The following is a 17,311-nucleotide window of genomic DNA, read 5'->3' on the forward strand; positions in this document are numbered from 1 at the left end:
ACAGGGTCTTACGACTGGATTTCAGCCGCTTGTATATCGTCCGTTTTACTACGTAGAACTAAGTATAATAGCCAAGTTATTATCGCATCAGCAGTAATGCCCAAGCCAAACATTATGGCGATTCGTTCAAGAGTTGGGACAAAGATACCGATTTGATAAAGCACAAAAGTACAACCGTAAAACAAGGTGTTTACGATAAGTGATTGATACAGCATTAAATCCGTGCGTCCAATACCATAAAAGTAACTGTCGATGACATTGTTTAAACTTAAAATGACATAGAACCCAACCATTAGCCAAACTAGACTGGTGATTGATTCTGGGTTCTCTATCCCCATGATATTGGCTATAAAGCTGTTCCAAAGCGGTGCGGTGAGTATCCAGACAGCAATAATTCCTAACGTTATCCAAAGGTAGCTATTGACTCGCTCAGATGTTAATCCATTGTTTGTCGCAGCATCTTGCTTAACCAGATATCCTAATGTCAAAACGGGGAGTAGTAGCCAGCCCCAAATAAATTGATTAGCAACCCAGAATGTTCCCGCTTGTTGCACTTGGTTAATAAGCTGAAGAATCATGACAATAAAGGCAGTATTTCGCACGAGTGACTCAAGCCCTGACTTCCATCCAATCTTTGCCCATTCTTTGAGCCATTGCGATTGATCTCCTTTAGAAAACTTGAAGCTCAGAGTGATCCCTGATTTCGATAAATAAATCAGGGTAAACAGTGCGAGAAGACTATTGACTACGATATTACTCAGAGCAATACCATTCACTCCTAACTGAAGGGAGTAAGGTAGTTGACTGACGAAGATGCTGTCACAAATGACAGTCATGAGCATTTGTACTATTAGGAGACCATACAGCGCCTTTCGTTCATTTCTTAGGACGAGAACCAAAGACAAAAAAGCATAGAAGCTGGAGAGCAAAATAGCGGCAGATTCCAATCGAATGTATTGGATCGTTTGGGTCAATAATTCAGCCTGTTGCTGCATAGCATCTACAAAGTTCGGGGCTAGCCACAATACCATTACGGTCACCACAAAGTAGCAAGTTAAGGTAACCAAAAGAGATAGACTGGCTCGTTCGCGAAAAGCTTCATTACTATGAATAACTCTGCCTAGAATAAATGCTAGAGGGATAAGTAATGCTTCGCTGAGGACTTCATATCCTACATTTAGCCATGCAACTTGTGCTGCAATGCTAAAAGTCCATGGGCTAGGGATGCTGCCCAAGAAATGGATTCGTGTAGTTGAGTAGATTAATGGTATTAAGCTTGTCAGAATCAGCACTAGCCACAGTTGGTAGTTGATTGTTTTTATTTGATGATTTTTCAATTTTTAAGCCTTGTTATCTTCGCTAGGGATCTCATGGAGAAAGCTATTCTCCACAGAGAAATAGCCATTACTTTTAATCAGTTGTTTCTTTCTAAGCCGTTCGAACAGTGTGATTAGGTACTGATAAAGTTCAGTATATTGCACTGTACTGATATGAGTTGCTGAGCCTTTAAATACTTGCCATGGGAAGTCAATCAATGTTGTAGCAGCGTGCTTGGGAAGGTAGTTGTGTTTAAACTCACTTAGCAATAAATGTTCTAGCTGAACACAATAGTGCTGGATGATAGAGCAGTGAAAGTGGTACTTGTAACTGTCTTTGTTAGCGATAAGGTTCGGTAAGGAGCAAAATAAAAAGTAAACCTGAGCGGCCAACTCTTTGGCTTGCTTTCGCTCGCTTGTATGTGTTTTGGTAACGGCGTCTAATTGTTCTGCAAGGCCAAGCTCATCCTTTAAAATAGTGAAGTGAACGTTGTAGATTTGTGACTCGCGATAATAAAGAGAAATGTCAGACAACGGTTGGCCTATAACGATTTCTATAAGCAATCGGTCTTGTGTTCTAAGAGTGATTTTCGACCCCAAAATATCGGTATGAGCCAATTGTTCACCGAACAATCTGAGGAGCCTTTCATGCCAACCCTGAACCGAAATCGATGACTGAATAAATAAATCGATATCAGAGCGCTTTGTTAACTGATTAGCCCCCAAGCTTCCGTAAAGTAGAGCTGTAGGTGCGCTTGTATCTGTGAATAATACTTTATTCAGCTTACTGACCCAAGTGTGTTGAGATAATGGGAAGGCCGACCAGAAGGAATCAAAGTTATCAGAGAAGTCAAAACTGTAAGACTGCCAAATCTGTCTTTGCCAGTGACTTTCTAGTTCTGTCGGTATGATTTTATCTTTCAAATATCTAATAGTTTCATCAACAGATTGCAGTCTTTTGTAGGATGATGGGTAAGGGATTTTTGAGTATTTCTCATCATCAATTGCATTGATGCTCTGCTCAATATCTCTAGTGCAACAGATTAATATGCCTGTTTTCCTATCTAATTGATTGGTAAGAAGGCTAGCTGTTTGACCGTATCCTGTAAATTCAACAATCGCATTTTCCTGTTGTTTAACCGCAGCAAGGAAATGCTCACAAGCAAGTTGCTCACCTTGCTCGGTTCCATCGCCAAAGCGAATTCGATACTCATCTAATGATAAATAAGTGAACTCAGGCAAACGTCCTTGCATTTGTTTGCTTAACATTGTTTTGCCTGAATTTAGGTTACCAAAAATATAGATATGCATTGTGATATTCTGTTGTTAATCAGGCTAAAATTGGCCAACCTAGCCCAATAAGGGTTATGCTAACTGATAAATCTCTGCTTCCAACTAAGAGATTGACACTAAATATGGTTTTTGTCTGCCAAAGCAATTTTTACGATCTCATCAGGACGCCAATCATTTCAAAAGGTTTCATCTTCAAAAAATAAATAATATCAATTTCTTAGATACCATCGTACTTATCCAATAAACTGCTAAATAATGGCTGATTCATCTATTGTCTCTTGCTTCTTATCTACATCATGCCAGTGTTTACGAAACCATCCATTAACGTCATCTTATCCTGCATTTTTGAGCGAAGTAAGAATGGATCTCGAGATAATGTCGGATTCAGATAGTTTTGATTTGTCTAATGTTGATTTCATATGATTAGCCAGCTCAGTACAAATTCATTTCATAAGAATATCAAAGAATGCATAAAACCGAAAAGGTAATGGTTTGTCAGTGAATTAGCTTACGATCTGTATCGCTTGTGTACGAGTTTACACTATATTTAATTAAATGATTGGGAGAATGAAAGATAGTGTGGTGATCATTTTTCAATGAGCAATTCAATTGTTAGTTATTTTAACATAGAGTGCGTTTGAAAAACTAACGGCTTATATTGATCTTGTGTTGAAAAATCAATCTACAGTCACTCTAAATTAATTAGTTATTAATTATCAGTGAGTAAATTATTTTCATCATGAATGTGAAATAAATCACTCGTTTCTTATACTATAATAATAAGACATTGAACAACAACTTAACTTTTAAGTATCTTAGCTTGTTTTTTACTTAATCAGTAAGTAGGCTAAAAGCAATAATGCATTGGGGTATTTGTAACTGACTGATTATTATGTGTTTATTCAATTTTCATATGTTGATGCTTGTTTTGTTTTTTTAATGATAACTTTAAATATACAAGGTTAAAAATATTTGTTGAAATTAATGGTGTTATAAAGTGATAATATAAAAAATGGATTTTGAAGCAAGCTGTGTCTGCGCGTTTATTTGTCCCAAATAAAAACTCCGACAAATACTCCGCCCATTCTGGTTGGTTGCACTAACCCCCTTCGGTGTTAGCGCTGGTTTATCATATGCTGTTAGTCTTAGATCTTAATAGCTATATCTAATTATTTGAGAGGTGAGTATAGATACAATAAAAGGTAATAATTATGAACAACGATATGTTAGACATTTTCAGAAATGTAGGTGCAAAAGATTTTAGAGCTATTGAAACTGCCATTAAGACAGTAAAAAAAGAGAAATACAAATCTCGTAAAGAACCTGCTGATTTGCAGATTAAATCAGTAAAGACAAATCTCACCGAAAAAGAATATCAAGAGCTAGTTAAAAAGCAATGCATGGCTGGTTATTCAAAGCTTTCAGCATTTACTCGTGACGTCATCAATAATGCTGTAAAAGTCAAACCCATCATTTTAGAGGCATCTAAAGAGTTCTTCTCAGAAACTTCAGAACTCAGTGATCAAATTAAAACAATTGCCACCGATATTGAGAATAGTAAAGCTCTCACAAGAGATGAAATAGGAAGTACTCTTGTAGTACTAGCGGGACTATTAAGAGAGTTTCAGGCAACTCGTCACTTGCTAGTGAATAGCTTTACTCAAGAATCGGCTTATGAAATAGCAAAACAGCATTTAAGTGAAGACAAGCTTGTTCGTGCACTGAAAGAATTAAGAGGGTCAAGTCATGATCTATAAGGAACCTGAACAAAAAGGCGGTAAGCACACTGAGCAGACCGCAGATACTCTCATAAAGTATGTGGCTGGTGACGATGAACGAGTGGCTAAATATTTAGTAAATTATGGTGCAGGAGCCACTAAAAGCGCTGATGCAGTAACAGAATTTATTTATGCAAATAATATTATACATATCCCTGTAAATGCTAAAAATGCACCAGGGGAGATGTTAGATATGACACTTTTGATCAGGGAGATGCAAGAGTCTATAAGGCTTAATCCAACCGCCAAACAGCAGTTTAAGCACATGATTGTAAGCTTAGATACTAATGAGAGTTTAACTAATTTCCAATGGTGCAAAACAGCTAAAAAGTTGATGAACCATCTAGGTTACGCAAATTGCCGATATATTGCTTTTAAACATAATGATACCGATGAACAACATATACATGTAGTCACATCTACCATCGATATAGTGACAAGAAAGCGCGTCAAAGACTCATATAGCAAGATCCGAGCGCAAGAAGTTATGAGAGAGCTAGAGAAAGAATTTGGACTTCGAGAATTAGTAAGCAGTAATGATATTGGTTACGATACCTATGCTGATATTAATGACGCTAAAAAATTTAACAAAAAGGCTCAAATCGCTCGGCTAGTAAAAACAGGTATCAATAAGTTAAAGCCTGGCTCTAATCTTGCAGAGTTTGTCATTGCTGTTGAGTCAACACATTCAAGTCTCAAAGTAGAACTACAAACAAAGAAGGGGATTGCGGTGGGTATCGTATTTAATCTCGACGGGGTTCGAATGTCTGCCTCTCAACTAGGCGGAAATCGAAAATATACACTCGGAAAGCTTATTTCAAACGGTATTCTAGATGATGCCTGTAAGGACCTGAGTAACTATGAAGAAGAACTTGAAAGAGCGGCTGCGCACGCTCAAGAACAATCAGATAATGCGCTTAGAGTTTATGAAAGTAAGCAAGAGCAAGATATGATGACTTATCTTGTGATGCTTTCTGTGAATGTGAGATATCGCACGGAAGTGGAACAATTAATAGATGATATGAAGTGGAAACTGAGAGCACGTAAAAGATTAAAAGGCGCTTCTGATGTCGTGTATGTCGTTGAGATGATTTCTACGCTTAAAGATGTTGAAATGGGTTTTGAAACTGTCATTGAAGCGCTTTTCTTGGATACGATTGATAAGGCATTAAGTTGTTTCACTAAGCGAAAAGCAATGGAAAACGTCTTTGAAAATTTAAGCACAAAACACATTTCCGAGAGTGACTATAAGACTTTTATTGCTAGTGCTCATGTTGAGTTCTTACATAAGAATGATAAACCACAACGAAGATCGGTGAACAAACTATTAGAACATATCATTAGCATGGTTCACAAAGGTATAAAGAAGTAGCCTAATATTTATAGCCGTAATTAAATGTAATGATATTACTTTTATATATAATTCCCTAGTCATTGTTTTTTAATGCCTCGTTGATTATTAAAAATCAATGATTCGGTCATAGTTAATAAATATTTTATAAAATTTCCGCCAATAATAATGGAATATTAGTTAGTTTGTATTAGATAGAGATTGAAAATCAATCTTTTAAAATTATCTCTTTGGCAAATTTCAGTTTCTTTACTTATATTAATTTGACTGGTATCTTATATTAAAAGATAAAAATAAATGATAAGGTTTTAATCATGGCTAATAACGCAGATGCAATTAATGTAGCAGTAGATAAACAAAGAGATAACAAAAATAATGATGGTATGTATTATACGCCGTATCGACATAGAAAAGGTATGACTCTTTATCTTCGATTAAATATAAAGATAAATAATGAAGATTCTAGAAATAGATCTCCAATGACCATGGTGATTAATGTTGCTCAAAAACGTATTGATGAGTACCCCAAGTATACATTTGAAGAATTTGTAAGTAACAATGCTTCTGAATGTGTCAAGTCGGGGGAGTTCGAGATTACGCGGGGTGCATATGAGAAATTTTTAGCTAAGCATAAATACTATTACGGAATATATCAAAAAGCAAAAGTGAATGAATGTCGCGGGTACTTCTCTATTGACAGAGCTGGAATTAAGAAAGAGGCTGCAAAGATATCAAAGCCAGTTCATGATGTCGCAGATATGGCTGAAAAGCTTGCTTTAGATGGTCTTTTGACCGCTGTAGAAGCACAAGATCTGTATCAGTCAATGTACAGAATTAAACAAGTATTAGACGCATACGTTATGCCTGATATTCTTTTTCAGAATATGCTTTTCTATGATAAAAAATTAACTGATAAAATTAAAACCTACAATTATTTATCTAACTTCAAAATTTCAAGTAAAGCAAATGCTGATCGTTTTGTTAAACACATGAGTAAAATAGACAGTTTTGAAACTGGTAATAGAGTTAAAAAATTAAGCACTGAAAGAAAGATATTAGAGTCTTTGTGTTCCAGTCTTTAATAAAACCTCATTGATATCTGCCAGATCAACGATCTGGCTTTTCATATTATATGCAAGTGTACACTTTGTAATCTAATAGATGAATAGTATTGTTTTCCTGAACATCATGGATTAGTATTCAATCATATTTTCTACCGACATGTAATAGGGATGACTATGATAGATGATATTCATGAACAACTTGGCGTCAATAAGTCCTTTCTTAACGAAACATTTGCAATGATCCGTGTGTCAAAAAACGGCGAAGTTTGGGTGCAATATCAAGATAAGATGGATATACCATCAGGCACTAATGCAATTAATATTACTGCTGATGTCCTGAAGCTTATTGCTAGTCATCAAAGTAGCGAATAATGAGAGAGTGGTTTAAAGAAATTTTATATTTAGGTTTGAGAAATATTCTGTAATTTCTCAGAATTATCACTCTTTTTACTTTAAGTTAAAGGAAATTATTATATTGTTGTTAACATGGATAAACTATGAAAGCTAGAATCGGAATAGCCTCGGAAGAACTCGTTCGCAAGTATATATTGGATGTTGCATCTGGTAAAATAAACCATGTCGAAGATATGCCTAATATCTGGTTTGCATCTTTAACAGAGCTGTCTCAGGTTTTAACTAACGATAATATTAAGCTCTTGAAAATGATGGCTTATGAGAGACCAAATAGTTTAGCGAAGTTAGCAGAGATAACAGATCTTAGTGTCGAAGAGCTTGAGGTTTCTATTGAGAAACTTACATCTAAGGGTTTTGTTCGTATTGAGATATGTGGAAACGAAGAGCGTGTTACTGCTAATTATACCTCTTTTGAGATCAGCATGGGCAAAGAAGTTGAAACACAACTTCTACAGCTCATCAATTTTTAATACAAGCTTCTGATATTTAAATTCTGATGAACTACTCATTTCCTTGCTATAAATGTGGTAAATGCTGTTCTAACGTCCATCACTAACCCATAATCTATGCCTAGATGATAATGGGGTATTTCTTTGCTAGAAGATGCCAATTGTCTCGATTCTAAGTTCTGACGGGACAAATTGTCCCTCTATAACGTTGATGGACAGAAATCAGTTTCGCAAATCAGAACATCAATATGTCATGAATTAAGTGGAGTATGGAAAAATCGCTTAACTTGGTGTCTAGCATTGATGATGCGGGTCACACTAAGTGAGCACACATTGTCTTTGACTTGATAATATTGTGATAATTAATATGAGATTTATTCCTTATTTTGTGTTTTTAACCATCACTATTTTTCCAATGTTGAGGTGTGCATGAGAAATCGTTCTATTTTTGGGTGGAAGCTAAGCGAAAGTAGAGTTGTTTCTGTTGTTGAGCTAGAAAGTGGCACTCAGGATGACGTTATCTGCCCTTGCTGCGGAGACTTCATGGTTGCCGCACATAGTAATAAAGGCATAGCTAGCTACTTACGCCATCAAAGTAACGCAGAATGTCGCTATTCGTATGAAACCCAGTTGCATTTGAGTGCAAAGGAGTTCATTGAACGGGAGAAGCTCATTCCTCATCCATATTCCAGTGGCATCTTTGATTCTAGTGATTGTGAAATGATAGGTGTGAAAAATGTCCGTTTAGAGGTCTATCGAGACGGTAGGATTCCAGATATCGTCTGCCAGATCGGTAGGGAAGAGTATTACGTGGAAGTTACTAATACTCATGAAACCCCACCAGATAAAATAGTGGACTTTCGAAAGCAGGGCAGGAGTGCCCTTGAGTTATTTCTAGTCGGATTGGACTCAGATTCGCTGCTGAACAGCTATGAAAATGTAAAAGTTCAGATAACAGCATTAAATCCGCTTAATCCATTCTGGGATTTTATTGAGCAGCAAGCCGCGATGAGTATCAGCAAAGAAAGAAGTATGTTGTTGAGAAAGATAGCAAGGCATCGCAAACAAGTTCAAAGAATTACTGAAAACATTTCTGAGCGTGAGGAACAAGCAGAGGAAAGGGTAGCCCGAATAAAACAAAGAGTTGAAAAGTGGCAAGAAAAAGAGCGGGAGCAAAAAGAGCTATATCAGCAGATAAAGTCCCTAGCGAATGACCTTCAAGTTGCGATACTGCGACTTGAAGAAGATAAGTCATCTTTAAATCAAGAATTAGAACAACTCAAGCAAACCATCTATCTTAACAAGTTAGAAGCGGGAAGAATCATTAACAATGCAAGAGTTGAAGCAGAACAACAACGTGAAAAGGTCAGAATAGAAGTTAGAGGTGATGTTCTAGCTGAGTTAGCTTCGGAAATAGAAGATGCTAGAAAGAATGCTCAAATGATTACCGAGAATGCTCTAAAGCAAGAGTTATCAGTGGTTGAAAGCGCTCAAAGAACAGCGCAACAAATATTGGATGGAGCACATTACAAAGTCACGAGTGAGCTTGAAGCTGCACTTGATAGAAAAGGTGTATCAAGTGAAGCGTTGACCGAGTTAGAAAACCGTGTCAAATGGTTAAGACAAGAAACGGAGAATCTAGAGGAAAAGAAAGCTGAGCTAGAAAGTGGTGTAAATTTAGATGAACTTTGGAGTAAGCAACAACACTTGTTGGAGGCGATTGACAAGGAAACAAACCGTTTGAATGATCTTAAAGAAGTTGGTGATAAATATGTCAAAATCATTAATGATATTGCCATAGATTTCAAACAACTAGATACTGCGGATTATGCCTCTCTTTTGCCTGAACGTATTCAAAAGAAAATAAAAGTTAATCGAATGATCTTAGAGATGCAAAACTCAATAGAATACGAGCCGCTGTAACTAACTGCATGTGTTATGGATTCTATGACTGTTACATACATTGAGCGCTTAAGTAGGAGTCCTGACGAACGTTAGCGCCCTCAAAAAAGGTGTCCATTATTCCTATCATGTTCACCCCGTAAGTTCGACATCCAAAAAACATCGTTCCTGCGCCTCAAATGCCAGTAGAGCCTTTTGTAAGCTAAAAATCCGTAAAAGGTTTTGAAAGTTTGTGACAACTTTAGGGCGATTTACAGGGCATCGTTCGCCACTGATCACTTGACACAGAAATGCCTTGCTATCTAAAAATAGCTGCCTGCCATCATATGAGCACAATTCAAGCGATTTCGGCCGCTAACGAAAGGCATTATTGTCTCCGAAACTCCTAATGGGGCATATTTGAGCTGGAATTGCTTCCATATAAAAAAGGCAGAATCAAATGACTCAGCCTTCGAACTTGCCTTTCGCTGTGTCTATAGTTTAGCAAGAATGTATTCGTCTTTAAAGAGCGTTACCTTGACAAAGTTTGGGGCAAAAAAGCGTTGAACCGTATGTGCAAAGGTGGCGTTAATACGGTAACTCAAGACCAAAAGCCATTACGTACTTCACCCCCTCTCTCAGTAAAACTTCATTAAAGTTGATCGATAGGCCTGCATCGGTCAATACAATTATTAAAAGTATGTCATCGTCCACCAAGTCGTTCATTAAATGCCAATCGATTTCTGCGGAATCGGTTCGCATCAAAGCTTGACTCATCATATCGAGAAGCTCGACTAAACATTTGTCACTATCCAGTTTTGCTCGATGGATTTGGGCTAGAAGGAAGGTCTTTGTATTCATACCACTAGGGTAGTGACTTTTGAATATCAGTAAGTATAAGATTCGACTGATATATTGTGGCCTTTAACAAACTTCTGTCGGATAGGCAACACCTGTTACCCAGCAACTCACAAAGCAGTGGCGACAGGATCAAACCATGAGTTGCGACCTGTATTTTTCACCTTACTTTCATTGAGAAAACCTTCCCAAAAAGGATCAAACGGATTCGCTTGACTCATGATTTTAACATGTCGCTTAATTAGCACCTTAGCGATGTCAAACAGCCTGATCACGCCATACTTTCCTGCCGTTTTGAACCAGCCATGGAAAGTCCATTGACCTTGCAAGTTCAGAAAATACTTATGTGCGACCCACTTGCGCCCCTTGTTTGGGTGACGCCTAACTGACCATCGCCATAACGCTAGAAACATCTGATGACCAACATAGCCGAAGGTTTGTTTAGCAACACAATGGCGATAGTAATTCGCCCATCCTCGTAGCTTTGGATTTATCATCTTGATGAGATCGGCTACTGGGATTGTTGCGTGTTTTCTAATGAGGTCACGCATGTTTCGTAAGAATGATAATACGTTGGACTTGCTCGGTTTAATGAGCAGTTTCCCTTTGTACTTTCTGGCGTTAAAACCAAGAAAGTCAAAACCATCATTTATATGAGTTACGTGCGTTTTCTCTTCAGAAAGCGTTAAACCTCTTTCTTGTAGGAAAGCCATCAGTTGCGGCTTGATGTCATTCACAAGAACTTCCTTTGAAGACCCAGTGATAACAAAGTCGCCAGCATAACCTATAAAGTTTACTCTGCTGCCTGTCTTGCGAGCGATAGACTTAGTTAGCTTTTCTAGTCCGACAAGAGTGAGCAACATCAGGGTGGGTGAAATTATTCCGCCTTGTGGTGTTCCCTCCGCCGTTTTGTAGAAGAGACCTTTGTCTATATAGCCACATTCCAGCCATTGCTTGAGCATCCTTTTGTCTGTCGGGATATTATCAAGTAGCCATTGGTGACCTATCTTGTCGAAACAAGCTTTGATATACCCCTCAAGAACCCATTGTGCTGCTCCCTTTTTGCATAGACATTTGAAGCACTGTTGTATTGCATCGGCTGCGCTTCGATTGGGTCTAAACCCATAGCTGTTAGGGTCGGCAATTGTTTCAGATTTGGTTCTAGTGCTAGAAGGTGTAACGCTTGTTGCGCACGGTCTATCATGCACGGGATACCTAATGGTCTGAGCTTGCCGTTTTTCTTCGGGATATAGATCCTTCTGAGCGGTTTGGCTCGATAGCCTTTTCTGCTCAGTAAACTGACTGCCGCCATTCGACGTGCATCGGTGTTCCAGATGTCGCCGTCAATTCCTGGCGTTTTACTGCCTTTGTTTTGTGAGACTCGACGAACAGCGAGAAGCTTTGCTGCTTTCGAGTGAGTCAGTATCCACTGTAGTGCTTTCGCCTTACCGTGTTTACCTTCTCGGATTGCTTTTGCAATGCGCATCTGGAGCCTTAACACATGGCGCTCAACCGCTTTCCAGTCGATGGATTGCCATTGGGCGCTGCCAGAAGGGGCACTCACTTCATGAGAAGAGATCATCTGCGTTCCTTCTTAAATAAAGTTTTCCAAATCATCTTGCAATGGTAGACCAGTTGGAAGTGGGCCCACTTTCGTGTCAGACATCCGTCTGTATCTGCATCATTACAATGCACCATTCGCTTTTTCCAACCTCCTTTACCAGCACCGCTATCGGCTCTCTTCACAGACAGCTTTCCCTAAGGAACGATACTGGCTTACCGTGTTCCGCATGTCGCGCAATATCAGGTTAGATGCCCACTATAAGTGCGAGGAGCCTGTCGATCACGAAAGAGCACTGTCCAATCTCTTTCCTACTCCCATCGTCGTTTTGGCCACAGCGTATTAACCACTTCCGCTGCTTCATCGCATAACGCACCTTACATGGATTCACTTTCGTTCATCATACTGATTCCCTAGCACTCACCCAATTCGTGGTTATCAGGAGGAGCATCCCCTCACGGTTTTGCTCCCGTTTGGCACAGTGCCAAACTTCGTTACATTGTCAGGCTCGCTTCTTTATTCAGACCCTAGGGTCGTCTGGTGATACAAACGGTTCACTCTTATCGCGGTGAACAGCGCTTCATACGACTTCACGTCGCACGGACAGAAACGTGTCAGTGAACTTTCTAAATTAGCATCTCACGGGTAACTTCAGGTATTGGAAACCTCCAAGATAGTTGCTTCAAACCATCATCTTCAACACCGACAGATTTTAGTCCTTTAGAATCGCCCTAAGCCTCAACTTTTCGCAAACATACTCAACCTAATCCATATAATGTGATTTCGGTTCATGATTTAATCTAACTAATACTTCTTTAAGGCTAGCCTTGACTATCTAACTGATTAAAATGACGGCAAAAATAAAATAATAACTGTAAGGGAACGTCAGTGACATATAAAGCCGTTCGTATCACCGAGTTGATGGCTCATGAGTTTGCGCAAATTGAAGGCGCACTCGATTCGTTAGATAAAAAAGCCCTTAAGGCCGCTATCCCCTCTAATTTTAGTGTTGACAAATTTATTGAGCAGGTAGAGCAAGGTCATTGGCTGTTGTTAAATGATTCGCCTGTTACTCCTATGCTGGTCAAAGAATCAAACGAAATGGGTATCTCACATTGGGTGCTCAACAGCCAAACTATCGACCACTTCGAACCTGCCGCGCAAAAAGCATTGCTTGCTCGAACCAATCTTACAGGCGCTGTTTCTGGGGCAACGCAAAGTCGCAATTTGCATCCACCCTTACCAATGCCACCCTATGTCCCCGAGCCTCCAATACGAAATAATCCCGACGAGCCTCTTTCGTTGAAATACGAATATTGCTTTGACATCGCTTGCTCTGATGAATCGTTTCGTCAGCAAGTCAGTTGTTCTTTTGTGTTAGCTAAGACCAAAAATGAGGTCATGCTCGGTCGCTGGACGGAATCTAAAGCAGCACACGGCACCCGATACACTATTCTTACCGCCATTGATGAACCAAAACGCTTGGTCGCCGAAGTCGCCTCATACCCAATGGGAATTTCACTTGAAGAGACTGTCAAGGTTAAACCTATCGGGACACAAACTGCTTATGAAGGTTTTATTCCCGTTTGCCCTGCGGTGCAATTAGGTGAGCGGCTTGGCCTTCCTACTGAAGGTTATTTTTATCATTTTCACGATGGGAAATTGGTCCAAGAGTACAAATTGCTTGGCGATAACAAATGGAGTTTTTACGGGACTCGCTCTACACCACATCGATTAGATGACACTCAAGCCTATAACATTTACCAAAGTGCTTTACTGGTTTATTGGAAAATTGGCGGCAAAGTCGTCGATAATCAATATCTGGTTTATCTTGAGCAGCAAATTACCCGTGAAGCGCTCGACAACCTAGATGACGAGTGGCTAAGTAAACATGGCGTTAAATTAGATATTCCTACATTACTGGACGCGACTCAGCAACCTATTATTGCAAGAGAAGATAAACACCAAGCTGAAACGCAGCAGGAAAATATCACCGTTTATGGCCTGCCGCCTGTTTCTCCGAAATCATTTAATCACCCATTAAATACGTTTTATGACTATACCGAACGCTGCTTAGTCGATACTAGTGTTAGAGCGATTAAGAGCGAAAGCATGGCAGGGAAAGATATTGCTATCGTTAATGTAAAACCTGAACGAACATTGCGTATTGGAGTGTTCTTTGATGGTACAGGGCAAAACAACCCCAATGATGAATATAAGGAAACTTACGGTAATAAATCGCGAACGAACATAGCGCGTTTATTTGAGGCGTATCCAGAGCAAGAAGGGCAATCAGCTAAAATTTATATATCGGGCGTGGGAACGGTGGATGGTATTCCCATTTCGCCAGGAGAGCCGAATCCGATCATCGATGCAGGCGGCGATGAGAAATTAGCAGGCCAAGCGATGGGCGCTTTTGATGATACAGGCGGGTTATGGAAGTGGCAGAGCTTATTACAAGGTATTAATGGTATTATTCGCCGCCTTGGTGAAGATTTTAAACAAATCCAACACATCCAATTTGACGTGTTTGGCTTTAGTCGCGGTGCGGCGCTGGCAAGGCATTTTATTAATGCAGTGAGTGAAGGATTTCCTGATTACATTAATCCCAATAGAAGCTCTAATCCTAGTTCGTTGGTCCCTAACTTATTAGGCAATGAAAGCTATAAACGTTTTGACTCACTTTCCAAAGAGTTTTATGCCATTGATACTACTCGTCGTGTTTCGGTCCGTTTTGTGGGTTTATTTGATACGGTAGGATCGTTTTACTTACCAGGCAATGAAAATGAAGGTAATTACCAACTTGGATTAAAACCCAATGCCGCAGAAAGAGTATTTCAGATTTGCGCTCAACATGAATACCGTAAAAACTTCCCTCTCACTTCATTAGGGCAAGGTCATCAAGAGGCCATAGCGTTTGCTGACGGTATTTTCTGCCAAGAAGTATTCCCTGGTAGCCATACTGATGTAGGCGGTGGTTACCCATCGAAAAAGCAATATAGTCGAACGGATTTACCTTCACGTCTCAACACACCTGTTGATTCAACCTACAACCGACATCTTATCAAGCAGGAATCATTTTTCGAAAAGTACAAAGGCGAATTGCAGTCAATTCGAGAAGCGAATGCAGGAGCGGCATTTGTTCAGCAGAAATTGGTTGTTGAAAATCAAACATGGCAAAAAGAAACATTAGAAAAAGACGGTATATATGGAGAAGTTAAGTCAGTAGATGGTCAATTACTCTATTATCATTTCGTGCCGATTAGCAATGCCATTTCTGCTCTGGCCTTTGAAAGAATGAAACAACAAGCGGAACTTCATGGCATTATTTGGGCGGAAAATGTTTTAGAAAAACAAAAAACAATAGTTTCATTTGATGGTAATGAGGATTCATTTATAGCTAATATTTGGGAAAACATTAGATTTCTCCCTCTGGGGAGCATTAATAATCAATGGGAAGTGGATAAAGATGCCCTCCTAGACTCATATATCCATCGTCCCCATGATGCATTAATCAACCCTGGTTATGGCGACATTACTGATGCCTTAGTTAACGTTCTTAGTCTAGACAATAATCGCCAGCCTAAACGCAAGGTATTTAATAATGGATAATTGGAAAAGTAGTCTCTATCTCATATTGTTCTTTAGCTTATGGGGCTGTGGGCCAGAGCCTTATGTGGTAGATGTTGGGCTTACTAATGGCAGTTCTACAGGGCGACATTCTGTATATAGAATGACTGTTACTACAGTCTCAGGGGGGAAAGTAAACTTTGCTATGGGAGCCATCAGTGGTTATCCTGGCGCTCATTCGTCAGGTGGGCGCATGGATGCCCCTGTCTATATCGAAGGGGAGTGGGATGAAGGATGGGGATGGAAAGACGATGAGACTAGCTCTATGCCTTACCACCGAATATCTGCCGTTATTCCTAAAGACGCTGAAGCTAAAATGAAAGTAATGGATAACTATTACAAGAACTTTAAGCGTAATTATGGATCTATGGAGGTGATTGTTGATGGGCCTAGAGTCAGAGTTTTTTATACTAAATCATGCGTTGAAATGTATGACGATTGTAGCCCTAGGAATGGTGCTGATCCAAATGGTTGGGTTGTTCGTTCACCGAAAAATCAAACAGATGTCGTTGTTCTTTTTGATGGCGTTGGCGAAACTTCCGCTACGCCTTTTCCTGACACGCACTTTTCAGAATTAGAAAGTCGTAAGAAAGCTAACCAATAAGTGGGGGCGGATTTAATCGCCTCAAAGTATTTAATAATGGTTAACTGGAAAAATGGTCTCTATCTCGCATTGATCTTTAGCTTATGGGGCTGTGGTCCCGAGTCTTATATGGTAGACGTTGGGTTCACCAATGGAAGTACGACAGGTGAGCATGGTGTTACGAATATGTCAATTACTTCCGAATCTGGTGGTAAGGCTAATTTTGCTATGGGGGCAATCAGTAGCTATCCAGGCGCTCATTCATCAGGAGGGAGAATAGGAGTGCCAGTTCATATCGATGGTTATTGGGCAAAAGGATGGGAATATCCTTTTGAATCTTACCACCGAATATCTGCCGCTATTCCTAAAGACGCTGAAGCTAAAATGAAAGTAATGGATAACTATTACAAGAACTTCAAATCTAATTCAGGCTCAATGCAGGTCATTGTTGATGGGCCTAGAGTTAGAGTTTTTTATACTATGAATTGCTTTGATAAATTTAGTGATTGTACTGCTAAAAAAAATAGTGACCCTAATAATTGGGTTATTAAATCACCTCAGAATGTAACAGACGTTGTTGTTCTTTTTGATGGTGTTGGTGAATCTTCCTCTACCCCTTTTCCTGACACGCACTTTTCAGAATTAGAAAGTCGTAAGAAAGCTAACCAATAAGTGAAGGGTGGATTTAACAGCCTCAAGGTATTTAACAATGGTTAATTGGAAAAACCGTTTCTTCCTCCTATTCACCATCGGCGTTTTATGGGGTTGTGGTATTACGGATGTGATGAAGTTAAAAAAGGGCGATTCTATTCTTCGCTATCATTGAAAAAGACATTAACATTAACATTAAGAACCACAGCCAGATTGTGTAAGATTTCATCCGTCACACGTATCATACCTGTTTCAATCTTAGCTAATTTACTGCGAGTCAGATCCATACCGCGTAATGTTGCAATACGCTCAACATCCTGCTGAGACAAGCCTTTGTCTAAACGGGTCTTTTTTATCCTTTCGCCAGTGATGTTCTTTGGTTTTGTGATCGAGTTCATAATATTCAGTGCACCTAAATGGGTGCATTGAACTATCTCAGATAGTACTATATCCATGTGCACCCATATGGGTGCAATTTGTAT

The 17,311-nt window shown here is 39.3% G+C and carries 13 protein-coding genes and 1 pseudogene; 9 read left to right on the forward strand and 5 right to left on the reverse strand.

The annotated features are described in order from the left end of the window. Positions 1-8: 8 nt before the first annotated feature. Together EYW48_RS08825 and EYW48_RS08830 are read right to left on the reverse strand one after the other, a co-directional pair. Positions 9-1,337, reverse strand: coding sequence for an MATE family Na+-driven efflux transporter (locus EYW48_RS08825; RefSeq protein ID WP_040122867.1), 1,329 nt, complete (start codon positions 1,335-1,337; stop codon positions 9-11). A gap of 3 nt (positions 1,338-1,340) precedes the next feature. After that, the gene (locus tag EYW48_RS08830; protein WP_277432269.1) at positions 1,341-2,585 is read right to left on the reverse strand and encodes a hypothetical protein; all 1,245 of its coding nucleotides are present in this window, start codon (positions 2,583-2,585) and stop codon (positions 1,341-1,343) included. Positions 2,586-3,820: 1,235 nt separating this feature from the next. Here EYW48_RS08830 and EYW48_RS08835 point away from each other — a divergent pair. From EYW48_RS08835 to EYW48_RS08860, 6 genes are all read left to right on the forward strand, one after another. Continuing rightward, the gene (locus EYW48_RS08835; protein WP_277432270.1) at positions 3,821-4,366 is read left to right on the forward strand and encodes a chromosome partitioning protein ParA; all 546 of its coding nucleotides are present in this window, start codon (positions 3,821-3,823) and stop codon (positions 4,364-4,366) included. Next, positions 4,356-5,759 carry a relaxase/mobilization nuclease domain-containing protein gene (locus EYW48_RS08840; protein ID WP_277432271.1) on the forward strand — a complete coding sequence of 468 codons (1,404 nt, stop codon included), beginning with the start codon at positions 4,356-4,358 and terminating at the stop codon, positions 5,757-5,759. The genes EYW48_RS08835 and EYW48_RS08840 overlap by 11 nt, the downstream gene beginning before the upstream one ends. Before the next feature lie 293 nt (positions 5,760-6,052). Then, positions 6,053-6,820, forward strand: a complete 768-nt coding sequence (locus tag EYW48_RS08845) for a hypothetical protein (protein ID WP_261927970.1) — start codon at positions 6,053-6,055, stop codon at positions 6,818-6,820. 156 nt (positions 6,821-6,976) lie between these two features. Then, the gene (locus EYW48_RS08850) at positions 6,977-7,174 is read left to right on the forward strand and encodes a hypothetical protein (RefSeq protein WP_171981203.1); all 198 of its coding nucleotides are present in this window, start codon (positions 6,977-6,979) and stop codon (positions 7,172-7,174) included. A gap of 125 nt (positions 7,175-7,299) precedes the next feature. After that, a complete protein-coding gene (locus EYW48_RS08855) occupies positions 7,300-7,686 on the forward strand; it encodes a transcriptional regulator (RefSeq protein ID WP_208892836.1) in 387 nt (128 codons plus the stop codon). Positions 7,687-8,094: 408 nt separating this feature from the next. After that, on the forward strand, positions 8,095-9,588 hold the full coding sequence (locus EYW48_RS08860; RefSeq protein ID WP_274682837.1) for a hypothetical protein: 1,494 nt from the start codon (positions 8,095-8,097) through the stop codon (positions 9,586-9,588). A 546-nt stretch (positions 9,589-10,134) separates the two neighbouring features. Here the strand turns inward: EYW48_RS08860 and EYW48_RS08865 are convergent. Together EYW48_RS08865 and ltrA are read right to left on the reverse strand one after the other, a co-directional pair. Then, on the reverse strand, positions 10,135-10,407 hold the full coding sequence (locus EYW48_RS08865; protein ID WP_274682838.1) for a hypothetical protein: 273 nt from the start codon (positions 10,405-10,407) through the stop codon (positions 10,135-10,137). A 107-nt stretch (positions 10,408-10,514) separates the two neighbouring features. Then, positions 10,515-11,986: pseudogene (ltrA, locus tag EYW48_RS08870) on the reverse strand (group II intron reverse transcriptase/maturase). Between the two features lie 867 nt (positions 11,987-12,853). On the opposite strand from ltrA, the gene EYW48_RS08875 reads away from it, so the two are divergent. The 3 genes from EYW48_RS08875 to EYW48_RS08885 are packed head-to-tail and all read left to right on the forward strand — an operon-like array spanning position 12,854 to position 16,850. Beyond that, positions 12,854-15,577, forward strand: coding sequence for a DUF2235 domain-containing protein (locus EYW48_RS08875; protein WP_277432272.1), 2,724 nt, complete (start codon positions 12,854-12,856; stop codon positions 15,575-15,577). After that, complete coding sequence (locus tag EYW48_RS08880) at positions 15,570-16,199, forward strand: hypothetical protein (protein WP_277432273.1); 630 nt, start codon at positions 15,570-15,572, stop codon at positions 16,197-16,199. Before EYW48_RS08875 ends, EYW48_RS08880 begins: the two co-directional genes overlap by 8 nt. 36 nt (positions 16,200-16,235) lie before the next feature. Next, complete coding sequence (locus EYW48_RS08885; protein ID WP_277432274.1) at positions 16,236-16,850, forward strand: hypothetical protein; 615 nt, start codon at positions 16,236-16,238, stop codon at positions 16,848-16,850. Positions 16,851-16,984: 134 nt separating this feature from the next. On the opposite strand, the gene EYW48_RS08890 is transcribed toward EYW48_RS08885, so the two are convergent. Beyond that, positions 16,985-17,227, reverse strand: coding sequence for a helix-turn-helix transcriptional regulator (locus EYW48_RS08890; RefSeq protein WP_026028618.1), 243 nt, complete (start codon positions 17,225-17,227; stop codon positions 16,985-16,987). Positions 17,228-17,311 lie beyond the last annotated feature (84 nt).

Origin of the sequence: Vibrio sp. 1180_3 (assembly GCF_029478545.1) — a bacterium.
In the GTDB taxonomy this organism is placed as follows: domain Bacteria; phylum Pseudomonadota; class Gammaproteobacteria; order Enterobacterales; family Vibrionaceae; genus Vibrio; species Vibrio aestuarianus.

Bases quoted from the DNA above. Each gene is read 5' to 3' on its own strand.
- EYW48_RS08830 (WP_277432269.1), bottom strand. From the start codon at position 2,585: ATGTTAAGCAAACAAATGCAAGGACGTTTGCCTGAGTTCACTTATTTA.
- EYW48_RS08835 (WP_277432270.1), top strand. From the start codon at position 3,821: ATGAACAACGATATGTTAGACATTTTCAGAAATGTAGGTGCAAAAGAT.
- EYW48_RS08840 (WP_277432271.1), top strand. From the start codon at position 4,356: ATGATCTATAAGGAACCTGAACAAAAAGGCGGTAAGCACACTGAGCAG.
- EYW48_RS08845 (WP_261927970.1), top strand. From the start codon at position 6,053: ATGGCTAATAACGCAGATGCAATTAATGTAGCAGTAGATAAACAAAGA.
- EYW48_RS08850 (WP_171981203.1), top strand. From the start codon at position 6,977: ATGATAGATGATATTCATGAACAACTTGGCGTCAATAAGTCCTTTCTT.
- EYW48_RS08855 (WP_208892836.1), top strand. From the start codon at position 7,300: ATGAAAGCTAGAATCGGAATAGCCTCGGAAGAACTCGTTCGCAAGTAT.
- EYW48_RS08860 (WP_274682837.1), top strand. From the start codon at position 8,095: ATGAGAAATCGTTCTATTTTTGGGTGGAAGCTAAGCGAAAGTAGAGTT.
- EYW48_RS08865 (WP_274682838.1), bottom strand. From the start codon at position 10,407: ATGAATACAAAGACCTTCCTTCTAGCCCAAATCCATCGAGCAAAACTG.
- EYW48_RS08880 (WP_277432273.1), top strand. From the start codon at position 15,570: ATGGATAATTGGAAAAGTAGTCTCTATCTCATATTGTTCTTTAGCTTA.
- EYW48_RS08885 (WP_277432274.1), top strand. From the start codon at position 16,236: ATGGTTAACTGGAAAAATGGTCTCTATCTCGCATTGATCTTTAGCTTA.
- EYW48_RS08890 (WP_026028618.1), bottom strand. From the start codon at position 17,227: ATGAACTCGATCACAAAACCAAAGAACATCACTGGCGAAAGGATAAAA.